Origin of the sequence: Providencia hangzhouensis (genome assembly GCF_029193595.2) — a bacterium.
GTDB lineage: Bacteria > Pseudomonadota > Gammaproteobacteria > Enterobacterales > Enterobacteriaceae > Providencia > Providencia hangzhouensis.
In genome coordinates this window covers 4,478,775-4,495,705 of record NZ_CP135052.1, presented here as the reverse complement: position 1 = coordinate 4,495,705, position 16,931 = coordinate 4,478,775, and the positions used below count along the sequence as shown (strand labels likewise).

Here is a 16,931-nt window from a genome sequence, read left to right as displayed (position 1 = left end):
GAAACCCGCCTACTAGTATGTTATTACAGGGTGTGCTGGTGGTTGAGTGCTTCAATGGTTTTCTTGGCACCGTTATCACGTAGTGAAAGGTAAAATGCAGTCACCTTTTCAGTAAATAGTGAATTATTAACCAGTTCTTCGGTAAACAAACTGTTGAGGGACAGCAATGCGCGAACACGGCTTTCATCATCAGTGCTGTTTGCAACCAGCTCAGCCAATTTTACAGCCTGTGGGTCGCTGACTTGAATTTCTGCGCCATGATCATCTTTTCCGCTGACATAACGCATCCATCCCGCAACGGCTAAGGCTAAATAATCAAATGATTGGCCATTTTTCAGGTGAATTTGGATAGAATCGAGTAAACGTTGGGATAATTTCAACGTTCCATCCATCGCGATTTGCCAAGTACGATGTTTCAACCCCGTATTTTTAAAACGCTCAATCAGGGCATTAGCATAGGCTGGTAAATCCACATTTTTGATGGATAACGTTGGTGCTTGCTCATTGACCATCAAGTGATAAGCGGCTTTTTCATAAGCGCTATCCTGCATGCACTCATTAATATATTGGTAACCAGCCAAATAACCTAAATAAGCAAGGAAAGAGTGGCTACCATTTAACATGCGCAGCTTCATTTCTTCAAATGGAACGACATCCGTGACTAACTGAGCGCCCGCTTTTTCCCACTCAGGGCGACCTGCGACGAAATTGTCTTCAATCACCCATTGGCGAAATGGCTCACAGGCAATGGCGACTTTGTCAACGACAGGGCCTAGCTGGGATTGAATTTTCTCCGCTGTGTCTGGTGTCATGGCAGGCACAATTCTATCCACCATGGTAGATGGAAAGGTGACATTGGCTTCAATCCAATTGGCCAATGCAATATCCTGTTTTGCAGCCATCGCTAAAATGACATTTTTCGTGATATGGCCATTTTCAGGCATATTGTCACAGGACATGACTGTAAATGGTGCAATACCCAGTACCTTACGGCGTTTTAAGGCTTCAACAATCAGACCCGGTAGTGATTTCGGGGTATTTGGTGAGGCTAAATCATGCGCAATAGCGGGGTTCGCAAAATCAATCGAACCTGTCGCGGGCACATAGCAATAACCTTTTTCAGTAACCGTCATGGAAACGATGGCAATATTAGGGTCTAACATGCGATTGATAACGGCATCAATTCCGTGAATGGTTGGGTGTAATGCTTCTTTTACCACACCGACAGTACGGGTTTGCCAATTATCGCCTTGCATTTCAACTACGTTATAAAGGCAGTCTTGAGCGAGTAAATCTTCAATTTGTTGCTCGCCACCGACTAAATTGACCTCACAAAAACCCCAATCACTCTGCTGTTCCGTAGCTAAAATATCCGCAAAGATGGCTTGGTGGGCGCGGTGGAACGCGCCGAAACCTAAGTGAAGCATTTTTACCTTTACCTGCTCCCTATCATAGCTTGGTACTTTGATTGTGGCGGGTAATTGGTTTAGGTTATTGGTTGACAGTTGCATATCTCACTTTACCTTTTTGTTGTTCAGCCTCTTCAACCGCATCCAACGTGCTGGTTAAATCACGATCTTTCACTTCAGGCATGATAATGGCACTGATTAATGAAATGGCAGAGTAAATGATGATCATGATTGCAATTGGCCACCAGCTTCCGGTGATGCTACAGAAAATACCCGCTAGAACTGGGCCTAAACCAGAGGCAATTAAGCCACCAATTTCTTTGGCCACAGCCATACCAGTAAAACGGTTACGTGAGTTGAACATTTCAGCCATCGTAATATTTTCTAAGGCAAATAATCCGAGTACTGAACAGTTATGAACGATAATAATACAGATGGTAATTAAGCTAACGCTGTTCGCACCATCGACGATGACAGATAACATCGGATAGGCGAGCAACATGGCAGATAAACTAAGAATAATATAAGGAATACGGCGCCCGAATTTATCAGATAGCAGACCAATCACAGGAATGGTCAGGAAACCGACAACGGAGCTGATCATGATCGCATCAGTTGGAATACTTTTATCAAATAATAAGCTTTGAACTAAATATCCCGCTAAGAAAGTTTGAATTAACCCAGAGTTACCCGCTTGACCGAAACGAATACCAGTTGCTAACCAAAATGCTTTAGATTTAAACATGGCAAAGAAACTTTCTTTCGGTGGCGTTTGTACCGCAACTTTGGCTTCTTGCTCTTCCGTATTTTGTACTTTCTCAAATACTGGGCTTTCTTTCAGATTCAGTCGTAACCACACGGCAAACAACATCACAACGAAGCTTGCCAAGAAAGGTACACGCCAGCCCCACGCCAGCAAGTCTGATTTGTCTAACCAGAAGAACATAACCGCCCAAATCGCAGTGGCACTTAATGTGCCGCAGTTTGTCCCCAGACCCACGAGTGAAGCCACAATACCCCGGCGGCCTTTTGGCGCATATTCTGCCAGCATGGTTCCTGCACCTGAAATTTCAGCGCCTGCTCCTAAGCCTTGAATAATTCGCAAAAGAACTAATAATAGCGGTGCGAGGATACCTACCTGTGCGTAGGTTGGTAATACCCCGATTAATGTAGTACACACCCCCATCATGGTGATGGTGATAAAGAGTACTTTTTTACGACCGATTCGGTCGCCCATTTGACCAAAGAAAATCGCACCAACAATACGTGCGACATATCCGGCACCGTAAGTTCCCATAGCAAGAATTAATGCCATTGAAGCGGATTGTTCAGGGAAAAATATTTCATGGAAAACAAGTGCTGCGCCTAACGAGTAAAGCTGGAAATCCATAAACTCCAGAGCGGTTCCTAGCCAGCCTGAAACTGCAGCTTTGGTCAGATCGCCAGAGCTGCGTTCCACTTTCCCTGATGGATCAATTGACTGAGTATTCATATTATTATCCTATTAATCACGTAGAGTAGTATCCAAAATCGGATTTAGTTTTTTTAATTAAATTAAAAGGTTAAAAGAATTTTACAGCAGGTCTTCTGGTCTTTTTCAAAGGTTAATATTGCCTCTTGCGCTTCAGTGAATGGGAACTGATGGGTTAAGATTTTTGTTGGGTCAATTTTTTTAGATTCTATCCAGCTAATCACTTCTGGGAATTTTTTGGCATTCAGGCGCGAAGAAAACAATGAAATCTCTTTGCTGGTAATACTTTGCTGTGTAACGGCACTTGCTTCACTTGAAAAGCCCATAATAGAAACTCTTGCCGCAGGGGAAGCAATCAAGATGGCTTCTTGTAAGATAGCGGGATGGCAAGCTGCATCAAGTACTAACGTTGGGCGGAGCCCCAGTGCTTTGAGTTGCTCTGGTAGTGGGGTTTGTGAATTATCAATGACAATATCAGCACCACAATTTTTTGCTCTTGCTAAGCGTTCAGTCACGCGGTCAACTACAATTAAGGTTTTGACCTGATAAACGCCTTTAAGAACCTGTGCGCAGGTTAACCCAATCGTACCCGCACCATAGACTAATGCGACATCATCTTGAGTTGGATGAACATGCGAAGTCACGTTGGCGGCAATAGAGTATGGTTCAATGGTAACGGCACATTCATCGCTGATTGAATCAGGAATGGTATAAGCGTTTGCCGCAGGGACATTAACATATTCAGTGAACCCGCCATCAGTATGAACGCCTAATACTTCTAGTGTCTCGCAAACATTTGGTTTACCAATTGAACATGGGTAGCAATGACCACAACTGAGAACAGGGTCGATAGAGACACGTTCACCAATGCGTTTACTGTCTACGCTGGAACCGACTTTTTCAATGACACCGAAAAATTCATGACCTATCACTCGTGGATATTTTGCAAATGGGTTATGGCCACGGTAGATATGGCTGTCAGAACCACAAATACCGGCTAATCGGACTTTTATTTGTACTTGATTTTCAGTTGGTTCAGGAACTGAACGCTCTTCAATCAATAATGTATTAGGTTCTTTAATTACTACCGATTTTACAGCTTTCATATTTAACTCCGAATAAAATAAAAATTACCAGTTCCACAACGTGCCGTCTTCGAGACGAGCAACTGGAAGATAAGCTGGGTTGTACGGGTATTTCGCTGCCAGTTTTTCATCAAAATCGATACCTAAACCGGGCTTATCACTTGGGTGCATATAACCATCGTTGAACGTCCAGTTGGTCGTAAATACGGACAACATTTCTTCGGAGTAGCCCATAAACTCTTGAACGCCGAAATTTGGTACCCATAGATCAAAGTGTAAGGCGGCAGCATGGCAAATTGGGGATAGGTCAGATGGACCATGAGAACCGGTTCTAACTTGGTAAAGTGAAGCGAAATCAGCAATCCGGCGCATACCCGTGATCCCTCCAGCATGCGTGATTGTGGTGCGGATATAATCGATAAGTTGCTCTTCAATCAATTGTTTACAATCCCAAATGCTATTAAAAACTTCACCTACAGCGATTGGGGTGACGGTATGTTGACGAATTAATCTAAAACAAGCTTGGTTTTCCGCTGGTGTTGGGTCTTCCATCCAAAATAATCGATAATCTTCAATACTTTTACCGAAGCGAGCTGCTTCAATAGGGGTCAAGCGATGGTGCATATCGTGTAGTAGGTGTTCATTGAAGCCATATTTGTCCCGTACGGCTTCAAATAGTTTGGGCATAAAATCGAGGTATTTTTCGGTTGACCAAAATTGCTCTTCAGGGTGATGGCCTTTTGTGGCAGGTTCATAAGCAAGGTTTTTTCCTTTACTCTGCCCATAGGTGGTTGCCATCCCTGGGATGCCGCACTGCACTCGGATCGCTTTAAAACCTTTTTCTTTATATTTCGCGTAGTTATCTAGTGTTTCGGCAATATCGGTACCCGTGGTATGGCAATAAACCATCACTCCTTCACGAGAAGCGCCACCGAGTAATTGATAGACCGGAAGGTTGGCAATTTTGCCTTTAATATCCCACAGTGCCATATCAATCGCAGAAATGGCGGACATCGTAACTGGGCCTCTACGCCAGTAAGCTCCCTTATAGAAGAACTGGTAAATATCTTCAATTTTATGTGGGTCACGGCCTATCAACTGAGGACAGAGGTGATCTTGAAGATAGGATGCCACTGAGAGTTCTCTCCCGTTAAGGGTGGCATCACCTAGTCCATATATGCCTTCATCGGTGGTAATTTTTAATGTGACAAAATTACGACCGGGGCTACATACAAAGACTTCTGCTTTTATGATTTTCATTTTGGCCTAAATCCCTATTACTTGTTAACCAACTGATCAACCAAATCACCCCGAATTACTCAAACTGGTTTATTTATTGGTTAACCAAATTTTCTTTTTTTCACTCTATCAATCGGTAAATTAAAAAACAATGACTAAAAAGACGACAATAAGTGAATCTGATCACAAATTGGTTAACTAATTTTGTGGAAATAGTGGATAAATTGGTTGACCATTGTGGTGAGGGACGATAATCTACAATGGAAGAACTAAATTTAATTCGACAACGCGTTGTACATATATATGAAAACTCAATACCGCTCGTACCAATACCTAGGTCAGCAGTTAAAAGAGCTCATTGCATCTGGTGAATATCCGATAGGAAGTCGTTTAATGCCAGAGCGTGAGATCGCTAAAAAATATGATGTTAGTCGCTCATTGGTACGTGAAGCACTCATCATGTTAGAAATTGAAAAATTGGTTTCTATCAAGAAAGGTTCTGGTGTTTATGTCATCAATCACCCAGATCTATTAATTGATGAAGTCAAAAGCTTAGACCATGGCCCTTTTGAAATACTGCAAGCTCGCCAAGTGATTGAAAGTGCGATAGCTGCATGTGCGGCCTTGTCAGCAACAAAAGCCGATATCCAAGAGATCCGCGCATTACTAGAGGATGAGCGAATCAAAGTTGCGAATAATGAAAGTGACGATGCGAATGATCATAAGTTTCATGTGTTAATTGCTCGAGCAAGCAAGAACGACATGATGGCGAAGATTATTGATGATATCTGGGCTGTGCGGTTACAAAGCCCTATGTGGGATAAGCTACATGAGCATATCGACAATACGACTTACCGGAAGAAGTGGTTGATTGATCATGAAAATATTTTAAATGCACTACAAAAACGTGATCCTGAATTGGCTAAAAAAGAGATGTGGCAGCATTTAGAGAATGTCAAAAATACGCTAATGCAGCTTTCTGATTTTGATGACCCCAATTTTGATGGTTACTTATTTGAAACAATTCCTTATCAGACTATTTTTGAATAATCGCAGGAGAAGTACTCATGGAGCATACGTGGCGTTGGTACGGTCCTAATGACCCTGTTTCTTTAAGTGATGCTAGGCAAGCAGAGGCGACGGGAATCGTCTCTGCGCTTCACCATATTCCTAACGGTGAAGTTTGGAGTGTTGAGGAGATTTTAAAGCGTAAAGCTATCATTGAAGATGCTGGGTTAGTTTGGTCTGTCGTGGAAAGTATTCCTGTTCACGAAGATATTAAAACTCAACAAGGTAATTTTGATCTCTATATTCAAAATTACCAACAAAGTATTCGTAATTTAGCATCCTGTGGTATTAAGACCATTTGCTATAATTTTATGCCAATTCTAGATTGGACGCGTACTGACCTTGCTTATACGCTACCAGATGGCTCCAAAGCGTTACGGTTCGACAATATTGCCTTTGCCGCGTTTGAAATTCATATTTTAAAACGTGAAAATGCGGCGGCGAGTTATTCAGAACAAGAAGTTAAAGAAGCGGCTGAGTATTATGCCAATATGTCATCTGATGATATCGAAAACCTGATTAAAACCATCATTGCAGGGCTACCGGGCGCAGAAGAAGGTTATACATTAGACCAATTCCGTGAGCGCTTGGCGCTGTATAATAATATTGATGAAAATCAGTTACGTGAGAACTTACGTTATTTCTTGCAGAAAATCGTTCCTGTATGTGAAGAAGAAAATGTGGTTTTAGCTATTCACCCCGATGACCCTCCGCGCCCAATTTTAGGCCTGCCACGTATTGTTTCTACCATTGAAGATATGCGGTTTATTAAGCAAAGCTGCGATAGCATTCATAATGGGTTTACTATGTGCACAGGTTCTTATGGTGTGCGAGCCGATAACGACCTAGTAAAAATGATTAATGAATTTGGTGATCGTATTCATTTCACACATTTACGTTCAACGGTGAGAGAAAACAACCCAAATACTTTCCATGAAGGAAATCATATTGCAGGTGATGTCGATATGTTTGAAGTGGTCAAAGCCATTTTAGCGGTTGAACAAAAACGCCATGCTGCGGGGCTTGCACCAATTCCAATGAGACCAGATCATGGTCACCAAATTTTGGATGATTTGAAGAAAGTGACTAACCCTGGTTATTCCGCTATTGGCCGCTTAAAAGGCTTAGCAGAGGTGAGAGGGTTAGAATTAGCGCTGAAACGGATGTATTATCCAGAATTATTAAAAGTATAATTTTCTTTTCAATATTGGCTTTTATTATTTGGTATTTATGTGATATCAAAGGGTTGAGTATGCATAAAAATACGCGACTAAATTATAATTAGTCGCGTATTGAACTAGTTGTTAAGTTATTTTAATTTTTTTTATCAATACTCCAATCCTGTTTTGCAGAAATAGTCAATAAGTCGCCTGACTTAATAATATACGTATAGTAGCCACCAACTATTGAACTATTACGATCCGCTGTTGATTTAACTTTAATCTTTTTATTACTGAGGGGCAGTTTGGGAATAGAAATTTTATTTAGCCATTTGTCATTTTTAATTTCAATATATATACTATCGTTGGTTTTAAAAATATCCTTTATCATTTTTTGTGTAATAGAATCTTCATTCTTAAACGTAAGCTGATAAGCTGATTTTTGCTCCAACGAATCTACGTCATTTTTCATTTCAAACTGCCAATAAGACTTACAGGAAACCGTACATTTTTCACCTGTTGAAATCCTATGCTTCTCTTTATTCACGATCAGTGTACTACAATAGGCCGCAGTAGGATCAATGGTAATGGATTGATTATTTTTTAGTGGCGGTATTGTAATTTGGTCAGCCCAGTGACCATTTTTTGATTCAATAAGAATATGGTTGTGCTGATTTAGTGCTGCATTCAATACCTCAATGGTGATATTATCGTCATTATTAAATTTTAATTTATGGTAATTAATTTCATTAGATTTAGGTTTAGATTTGTATTTAATAATTTTATTTCTTAGGGTATTAATTTCTTTCCATGTTTTCTCGTCATAGATTTTTATGTATTCATCTTTGTATTCTTTATTCATTAAGAGATTTGATTCTGAAATTAATGAATCAGTTTCTTCGTCAGCATAATCTGGTAGCTCAGCGGCTAAACTTGATAAAGTAGGTAATAATATTATCGTATCATATTCAGATAAATGAATATTTTGATAAAAATTCCAAGCTTCAAAGGTTAGTTTATCATCTTCTATTTTTAATAAATAGCCAGTGCCTTTATCTGTAACCCCGTTTTCACCTAATGTTAAACTTGGAATATCAATTAATGTTCCAAATGGACGTTGAATAGCTTCAATAATCCCAAAGCCATTATGAATGTGACCACTTAACATAATTATTTGGGGATAACGAGAAAATAGACTTTTTAGTCTTTCATCTTGCGGTCCAAATCCGCCATATAAGTATGACCGCCAATGTGAACAATTGAATGCTTGATGTGTCATCACAAAAATCGGTTTATTCGCATCAGCGCCTTCAGCCAGTTTTTTTTCTAACCAGAGAAGTGATGCTTCATTTAATTCCATTTGATTTTTTAAAGGAACATCTGTGTTCAAACAAATAAAATGATAACCATCAATCCATGCATCAATGCACATTGTATCTTCTTGCCGGTCAATATTGCATTTTTCTAAGTAAGAGTCATATAATCCGACTAAATCGGGGTCTAATGGCTCATGGGGTTCGGCCCCAGTTCGGACATCATGGTTGCCTAACATCAATAATAAATTTTGATGATATTTTTTTGGAAATTGTTCTAGGAAAATATCAAAAGAATCTTTTCTATGTTGATGATAATCACCAATATCCCCAGCCATTAATAACCCTTCGGCTCCACAGTGATTAATATTTTTAATAGACGTTGCCAATACTTCTTTATCATGATCTGAGCCTATATGAATATCACTAATTACACCAATTATCATACGAAATTTCCTTTTAATATGAGTTGAAAATTATAGTCCATTGTTTTTTGTCTGATTGGGGTTTTTTATTTCAATTGTACTGTCTTGAATTTCATTAATAAAACTGTTTTGGCAAGAAGATAAAAATAAAGAAAACATAAAAAAAGAAATGATTTTCATTGTTAGTCTCGAATTATTTAAATTGATTTTTATTTAAAGTAAAATTATTCATTAATAAATTTCAATATTACTTTCTTTTAGTAGATAAGCTCTCCTATTAAGAAAAAAATTAAAGGGTTCTTTTTTAAACACCAAGTCAGGATTCGATTTTTTATTAAAGTATTCCTCAGTCATGAATGAATAGCCAGTTTTATTTTCTAATGAATGTAATAAATCCAGTTCGTTTATTGTAAGTGTTTTAAAGTTTATACCGATTTTTTTTATTTCTTTTAAAAATTCTATCATGGTACAATGTTCGAATGATGATTTTGTTTGAATAAGAATTTCATTACTCATCATTTTCTCAACGCTCATACTTTTTTTCATTAATTCTTTATGAAAAACTAAACCTAATATTTCAGTTTCTAAATTTATTTTTTGTATACTTTTATGGTCAACGTCGATATCTACAGGTGATATTATGATGTCATAGTGGTGGTTTTTTATTTCATACAAAATATCATTTGAGATCTTGCATTCAACTTCAATGCTAATACTCTTGTTTTTCAATAGGTTGTTTATTATCGAATGTATCCCATAGAATGGAAATCCATCAATAAGAATTTTAATTTTTTTTTCATTGTTTGGCACAGTTAAGTTGTTTAATATTTTATTTATACTTTCATAGTGAGGGTTTATTTTATTAAATAGCTCCATGCCATAATCGGAAATTAGTATTTTATTTTTTTTTTAACTAAAATATTCTTTCCTAGCTTTTTTTCGAGAAGAATCAAACCTTGTGATATCGCTGAAGACGTGACATTGGTAGACTCTGCCGCTTGATTTAGCGAACCATTTTTAGCCAAAGCAATAAACTGGTTTAATTGTTTCGAGAAAAACATAACTGTCCTTAGTCGGTTGGAAAACTCTAAATTAGGATCTCAATCCATTAATAATCTATTACGGTAGTTTAATCTAAAAGTTGTTTTTATAAGTTAAATTAATATAAAATACAGCTATTAGAATTCTAATTAAACATTTATCTATAATTCGCTAATAAATAAAATTGAATAAATAGGAAGTATAATTATTAGTGTGATTAATAACTCTCTCATTTCTACGGTCTCCGCTATAATTTAGTTTTAAAACTATATCAAAGAAAATTAATGCAGTAATTTAAATATCCTTGCTAATGTTTCAATAAAAACTTTATTTAGCTGTATCTATTAGCTTATTAATTATTCTTATATCGTTAAAGTTTGATTAACCCCACATATTTTAACAAGAATAGATGATTTTAAGGCCACCACAATCGGTCATTTATGATCTTGAAATAGATTGATTTACACCTTTGAAAATGCCTTTATCATCGGTGATTTTGTATCATAATTGTTCTTTGCTTAAGGTAAATTTGTCTGTATTTTTTCCTTTGTTGCCTACAAAACCCTTATCAGATCAAATACCCGTCTTGATACAAGGGCATCAAGGTAGCGACCTAACCGTTTTTGTTTTATCCTGAGCAGTAAGTGGTAGCAATTTCCGCCGATGGCATAAAATAGGAATGATTAATTTGAGTATAGGTTTACCCTATGCTCAAAAAATTGTTCAGAAAATAGAAAAGTGAGAACGCAATGGGTATTCGTATCGTTCCTAAAGAAGAGTTAGGACAAGAAAGATTGAAAGAAAAGGGAATTGGTTTTATTCCACCAGTTCTGTTTCCTAACTTAAAAAGTTTATATCAACGCCGTGCTGAGCGACTCAAAGAACTTGGCGCAGGAGAACATCCTTTTGCAGATTATCTGAATTTTGCTGCTGAAGTGGCAACCGCACAACATAATGCACAGCATGATAATCCATTAGAAATGGATATGGCATCTATCCTTGAGCGCTCAACAAATACCAATAATTCGCCATTGGATGCAAAAGCATTTCCACGGACAATGCATTGGCACAAATTATTAACGGCAATTATTGCCGAATTAATGCCAGTCGTGCCTGAGTCTGTACGTCCGGCGTTAGAAAATCTGAATAAAGCGTCTGAAACAGAACTCGAAGCCATGGCAACTGCGTTGCTAAATGAAGAGTTTGAAAAAGTTCCTGCGGATAAATCGATGTTTATTTGGGCTGCATTATCGGTGTATTGGGCACAAATGGCAGCAAATATCCCAGGTAAAGCGCGTGCAGAACATGGAGACCATCGCCATTTCTGTCCTGTATGTAATAGCATGCCAGTGTCGAGTATTGTGCAAATTGGTACATCACAAGGTTTACGTTATTTACACTGTAATTTATGTGAAACTGAATGGCATATGGTGCGCGTTAAATGCAGTAACTGTGAGCAAACAGGTAAATTGAATTATTGGTCATTAGATGATGAAAATGCGGCAGTTAAAGCAGAAAGCTGCGGTGATTGCGGTAGCTACTTGAAAATCCTTTATCAAGAAAAAGAAGCTAAAGTTGAAGCTGTCGCGGATGATTTAGCCTCAATTATTTTAGATGCACGGATGGAAGAAGAAGGCTTTGCGCGTAGTAGTATTAATCCGTTCTTGTTCCCTGGTGAAAAATAAGCGGTAAAAGAGAATCGTGACTATGGCTGAATCAGACTTGGCTTTATATCGCCAACTTCCTGCTATTGATAAATTATTGCAGCTCGATGAAGTGCAAATATTGGTTGAACAATCAGGGGCTCATTGGGTCACTGCATGTTTACGTGAGATGCAAGAGCAAGCTCGAGCCAGTATTGCACAGGCAGGGAAATTACCTGCTTGGCAGGAAGATTGGGTAAAAGAGTTAGCACAACGCCATCAAGCTTTAGGGCAAAGCGCCCTAAAAAACGTGTTTAACTTGACGGGTACGGTGCTACATACCAATTTAGGCCGTGCGGTCATGTCAACCACGGCGGTGAATGCAGTTAGCCAAGTGATGAGTTCGCCTGTCACATTAGAATATTCTCTAGATGGTGCGATGCGTGGGCATCGTGACCGTGCGATTGCTGATTTACTGTGTGTGCTCACTGGCGCCGAAGATGCCTGTATTGTTAATAATAATGCTGCCGCAGTTTTATTATTGCTAGCAACGGTTGCAAATGGCCAGCAAGTTATTGTTTCTCGTGGTGAATTGGTTGAGATTGGTGGGGCTTTCCGTGTGCCAGATGTGATGGCGCAGGCTGGCTGCCAATTAGTTGAAGTGGGTACAACGAATCGGACTCACTTACGTGACTATGAGAATGCGATTAATGATCAAACTGCACTATTAATGAAAGTGCATACCAGCAATTACAGTATTGAAGGATTTACTGCAGAAGTTGAAGGTGAAGAGCTTGCAGAGCTAGGTAGAAAGTACCAATTACCAACGGCAATTGATTTAGGCAGTGGTTCGATGATTGATATGACGGCTTATGGGCTACCCGCAGAGCCTATGCCACAAAGTTACCTTTCTCAAGGTATTGATTTGGTTTCGATTTCTGGAGATAAACTTCTTGGTGGCCCACAAGCAGGGATTATCTTAGGGAAGAAAAAATGGATTGATGCAATTCAAAAACATCCATTAAAACGTGCTTTACGCGTTGATAAAATGGTTTTAGCTGCACTTGAAGCAACGCTAAAACTGTATTTAACTCCCGAAAAACTCACAACAGAATTACCCACATTACGTTGGCTAACACGAGATCCTGAAACTATTCGTGATAGCGCAGAAAGCATAGTTGTTGCTCTACAAGCCTTTTATGGGGACAAATTTATTGTTGAAGTTGAGCCTTGTCTCTCACAAATAGGGAGCGGTTCACTTCCTGTCGACCGTCTTCCTAGCTTTGCGGTAACATTCACACCGCTAAATGGAAAAGGTAGTACATTAGAGCAACTCGCTACGCAGTGGCGCCAGCTACCTCAACCAGTGATTGGGCGCATGAAAGACGGTAAATTGTGGCTTGACCTGCGCTGTCTTGATGATGAACACGCGTTATTACAGGTTTTACTTTCATGATTTTTGCGACAGCAGGCCATGTTGACCATGGTAAAACTTCTTTAATTCAAGCCATTACTGGCGTAAATACCGCACACCTCCCTGAGGAGAAAAAGCGCGGAATGACCATTGACCTAGGGTATGCCTACTGGCCACAGCCAGATGGGAGCTCTATTGGTTTTATCGACGTTCCAGGACATGAAAAATTCTTAGCCAATATGTTGGCTGGGATTGGTGGTATAAACCATGCGCTTTTGGTAGTAGCTTGTGATGATGGCGTGATGGCGCAAACCCTTGAACACCTTTCGATTTTAAGGCTAGCGGGTTGTGAAAATATCAGTGTTATACTGACGAAGGCTGACCGAGTCGATCATTCGCGAATTGAACAGGTTACGGAGCAAGTCACCTCCGAGCTGGCTAAACAAGGTTGGCCAGATGCAAAACTATTCATTACGTCTATTGAAGATGGGCGCGGCATTGATGCGCTGCGTTTATATCTGCAACAACTTCATCAGCAAAGTGGTTCACATCCCAATATCCAACGTCGTTTTCGTTTAGCCATTGACCGCGTTTTTTTGGTTAAAGGTGCAGGGGTAGTGGTGACTGGCACTGCATTAGCGGGAAAAATTCAAGTTGGTGAGTCACTATGGGTGACAGGAGCGGATAAGCAAGTTCGCGTCAGAGGTATTCATCGGCAAAACCAAATATCTGAATTCGCTGTTGCAGGTGATCGCGTGGCCTTAAACTTGGTGGGCGATATTGATAAAGAAAATATTACCCGAGGGGATTGGTTACTTGCAGAGCAACCTGCGTTTATTGCAACACGGGTTATTGTTGAATTGGAATGCGATGCATTAATTAAGCACTGGCAACCTGTGCATCTTTACCATGGTGCAAGCCACATCACTGGGCGAGTGTCATTATTAGTGGAGCAAGGGGAAACCCCCGTGCTTGCTGAGTTAATTTTAGATACCCCATTATGGTTAGTAGAAAATGACCGGTTAATTATCCGTGATATTAGCGCTCGCCAAACGTTAGGTGGGGCTCGAGTGATACGTTTGGTTTCCCCACGGCGAGGTAAAAGGCTTCCGGAGTTTTTGGATTGGTTATCTAAGCTTTGCCGAGAACAAGATGAACTGGCTCACTTTAAGCTACAGCTTCCTCAAGGTGAGCTTAATTTACGGGATTACAGTTGGGCGCGGCAACTCACCCATGATGTGTTAGATAATTTATTGGCTCAAATGGATGTGGAGCGTGTTGGCAACCATGTTTTATCCACATTTAAAGCGCAAATAGCGAAAGAACGTATCGTTCAAACCCTTGAAGAATTCAATGAAATACACAGTGACCAAATCGGTGTAGGCAAAGCACGTTTAAAACGTATGGCTCTGCCTTCAATGAGCGAGGCATTAGCATTTAAATTCATTGATGATCTCATTGGTGAAAATGTTATTAAGCAAACTCGCGGTTGGTTGCATATGCCCCAACATGGGCTGGTGTTTGATGCCCAACAGCAATTGATTTGGCAGCAAATACACCCATTATTTTCACGCAATGAGGCGTGGTGGGTACGTGATTTAGCATTAGAAAGTGGCTATGAAGAAGATACGATGCGTCGCGTTCTAAAAAAGGCGGCGCAAATGGGATTAATTACGGCGATAGTTCGTGACCGCTATTATAGCCATGAGCAAATTAATTATTTTGCGTCACTTATTCACCGTTATTGCATGGAAAATGAAGTCATTTTTGCGGCTGATTTCCGTAACGAATTAGGGATTGGTCGGAAACTTGCGATTCAAATTCTTGAGTTTTTTGATAAAAGCGGTTTTACTCGTCGTAAAGGCGATGGTCACCATTTACGAGATAAAGGCATTTTCGTTGAATAAATTGAGTGTTTTAATCCGTTATAGTAGTGCCTCATAGCAACCTCCAATATTAAACTTGTGGTAAAACTGATGAAGAAAAAGTTATTTGCAGGCTTTTATCTGGCATTGATCTTTATTGGCTCCCTTTTCTTAGTCTTTGAAAAAGGTAGCGTAATTTATCCTGCTCTCATATCGGTCAGTGTATATGCCGTTTTATTCGGTATTTTAATGGTGCTAACAGCTCGCTGGTTATTTTCCGCTATTATTACCAGCACATTATTTATCATCATAAAATTCCTGAATCAGTTAAAAGTTCATTATTACAAAGAACAACTCTTCTTTAGTGATATCAATATTATGACAGACACTTCCAATATGGGGACCTTGGGTCATTATTGGTTAGCAGGTGTCGCACTGGTTGGGTTGCTTATATTATTAGTCATTAATGGGGTTATTAGCTGGCGATTGCTCAAGCCGAGTAAATCAAAAATGACTCGTGTTATTGGTGTTGTTCTTATTGTTGCGGGTTACTTTGGTATTAACTTCACAAGCTCACATTATTATGACAGATGGTCTCAGACGTTGCCAAAAGGCCGAGGGACAGTGACCAATATTATTATGTCGGCACAAAATGCGAGTTATCAATCCCCTGAATTTGCAGGCTCAGCTGATTATTTTATGGAAAAAGCAGCAGCAATATCCCTAGAAAATAATGCAGTCTCAGAAAAACCAGACATCGTTTTATTACTGCAAGAGTCTACTGTTGACCCACATATTTATGACTTACCTGAAGGAACTAAGCTTCCTGATTTATTTATGTTCCAGCAAGATAGTGGCGTAAGTGCGCATAGTCAGATGCGGGTACAAACTTTTGGGGGAGGAACTTGGTTATCTGAATTCTCAGCGCTAACTGGCTTAAATAGTGATGATTTTGGTGCGCAAAAAAGCGGTGTCTTTTATTTTATCGTTGACCACCTTAAAAATAGCTTATTCAAAGAAATGAAGGCCAACGGTTATTATACTGTGGTACTTACCCCCTTTAATAAAGGCGCATACCATTCAGGGCATGCCTATGAAACGCTTGGGGTTGATCGAATTATTCAACCACAAGAGCTCGGCTATCCAGGTAAACTGCAAGATAACTTATGGACAATCAGCACCGATGATATGCTGAAATATGTAAAAGAAATCTTAGCGAAAGAAACAGATAAACCCGTATTTATTTTCTCTCTTACAATGTATGAGCATGGTCCTTACAAAGAGAGCCATAGTGATGACTACGGTATAAAAGACAAAATTAAAAACTCAGATGCTGCAGGTGAATTTAGCCATTATATGGACAAAATCGTAACCTCAGATGCATCAATACGTGATTTCGCAGAATTCATTGAAAAACGTGAGCGTCCGTTGATGTTTTTATATTTTGGTGACCATCAACCAGGAATTAGCTTAAATCAGTATAATTCTTCATTTTCATCACCCGCTTACCTAACACAATTTACTTTGCGGGATAACTTGAAATCAGGAACTGCAATAACAACGGGCCAGTTAACAGATATTTCCTTCTTAGGCGGAATCTTATTAGAAAGGGCAAATTTAAACATTTCCCCATTTTATGAAGCCAACATCAAAATGCGTCACTTATGTGGTGGCAAACTCAATGATTGTGAAGACCAAAAGTTACTTGATAGCTATCGCAACTATGTCTATGGAACTTTAGAAGCAGCTAATGCCAATAAAGGTGATATGTAATAGTATGTTATTATCAGCCGTAGAT

The 16,931-nt window shown here is 39.4% G+C and carries 13 protein-coding genes; 6 read left to right on the top strand and 7 right to left on the bottom strand.

Annotation, left to right across the window (positions count from 1 at the left end):
* Window positions 1-23 precede the first annotated feature (23 nt).
* From PZ638_RS20665 to manD, 4 genes are all read right to left on the bottom strand, one after another.
* Entirely contained in the window at window positions 24-1,511 is a 1,488-nt protein-coding gene (locus tag PZ638_RS20665) for a mannitol dehydrogenase family protein (protein ID WP_094961973.1), read from the bottom strand.
* Entirely contained in the window at window positions 1,492-2,901 is a 1,410-nt protein-coding gene (locus PZ638_RS20660) for an MFS transporter (protein ID WP_206277733.1), read from the bottom strand. The genes PZ638_RS20665 and PZ638_RS20660 overlap by 20 nt, the downstream gene beginning before the upstream one ends.
* Window positions 2,902-2,963: 62 nt before the next feature.
* On the bottom strand, window positions 2,964-3,986 hold the full coding sequence (locus PZ638_RS20655) for a Zn-dependent oxidoreductase (RefSeq protein ID WP_144140286.1): 1,023 nt from the start codon (window positions 3,984-3,986) through the stop codon (window positions 2,964-2,966).
* A 24-nt stretch (window positions 3,987-4,010) separates the two neighbouring features.
* Complete coding sequence (gene manD, locus PZ638_RS20650; protein ID WP_004906197.1) at window positions 4,011-5,225, bottom strand: D-mannonate dehydratase ManD; 1,215 nt, start codon at window positions 5,223-5,225, stop codon at window positions 4,011-4,013.
* 282 nt (window positions 5,226-5,507) lie between these two features.
* On the opposite strand from manD, the gene PZ638_RS20645 reads away from it, so the two are divergent.
* Both PZ638_RS20645 and uxuA read left to right on the top strand, forming a co-directional pair.
* Window positions 5,508-6,254 carry an FCD domain-containing protein gene (locus PZ638_RS20645; RefSeq protein WP_004906196.1) on the top strand — a complete coding sequence of 249 codons (747 nt, stop codon included), beginning with the start codon at window positions 5,508-5,510 and terminating at the stop codon, window positions 6,252-6,254.
* 17 nt (window positions 6,255-6,271) lie between these two features.
* A complete protein-coding gene (gene uxuA / locus PZ638_RS20640) occupies window positions 6,272-7,465 on the top strand; it encodes a mannonate dehydratase (RefSeq protein WP_094961970.1) in 1,194 nt (397 codons plus the stop codon).
* A gap of 121 nt (window positions 7,466-7,586) precedes the next feature.
* Here the strand turns inward: uxuA and PZ638_RS20635 are convergent, their stop codons facing one another.
* The 3 genes from PZ638_RS20635 to PZ638_RS20625 all read right to left on the bottom strand — a co-directional run bounded on the left by PZ638_RS20635 (window position 7,587) and on the right by PZ638_RS20625 (window position 10,231).
* Entirely contained in the window at window positions 7,587-9,191 is a 1,605-nt protein-coding gene (locus PZ638_RS20635; protein WP_094961969.1) for a metallophosphoesterase, read from the bottom strand.
* Window positions 9,192-9,401: 210 nt separating this feature from the next.
* Window positions 9,402-10,046 (bottom strand): hypothetical protein, encoded by a 645-nt coding sequence (locus PZ638_RS20630; RefSeq protein ID WP_272674436.1) that lies wholly within the window; start codon window positions 10,044-10,046, stop codon window positions 9,402-9,404.
* 14 nt (window positions 10,047-10,060) lie between these two features.
* Entirely contained in the window at window positions 10,061-10,231 is a 171-nt protein-coding gene (locus tag PZ638_RS20625; protein WP_112308442.1) for a helix-turn-helix domain-containing protein, read from the bottom strand.
* 729 nt (window positions 10,232-10,960) lie between these two features.
* Between PZ638_RS20625 and fdhE the strand changes: the two genes are divergently transcribed.
* The 4 genes from fdhE to PZ638_RS20605 all read left to right on the top strand — a co-directional run bounded on the left by fdhE (window position 10,961) and on the right by PZ638_RS20605 (window position 16,906).
* Complete coding sequence (gene fdhE, locus PZ638_RS20620) at window positions 10,961-11,896, top strand: formate dehydrogenase accessory protein FdhE (protein WP_112308441.1); 936 nt, start codon at window positions 10,961-10,963, stop codon at window positions 11,894-11,896.
* A gap of 22 nt (window positions 11,897-11,918) precedes the next feature.
* Complete coding sequence (selA, locus tag PZ638_RS20615) at window positions 11,919-13,310, top strand: L-seryl-tRNA(Sec) selenium transferase (RefSeq protein WP_196724841.1); 1,392 nt, start codon at window positions 11,919-11,921, stop codon at window positions 13,308-13,310.
* Complete coding sequence (gene selB / locus PZ638_RS20610) at window positions 13,307-15,175, top strand: selenocysteine-specific translation elongation factor (RefSeq protein ID WP_094961964.1); 1,869 nt, start codon at window positions 13,307-13,309, stop codon at window positions 15,173-15,175. Before selA ends, selB begins: the two co-directional genes overlap by 4 nt.
* Before the next feature lie 69 nt (window positions 15,176-15,244).
* A complete protein-coding gene (locus PZ638_RS20605) occupies window positions 15,245-16,906 on the top strand; it encodes an LTA synthase family protein (protein WP_094961963.1) in 1,662 nt (553 codons plus the stop codon).
* Window positions 16,907-16,931: the final 25 nt, after the last annotated feature.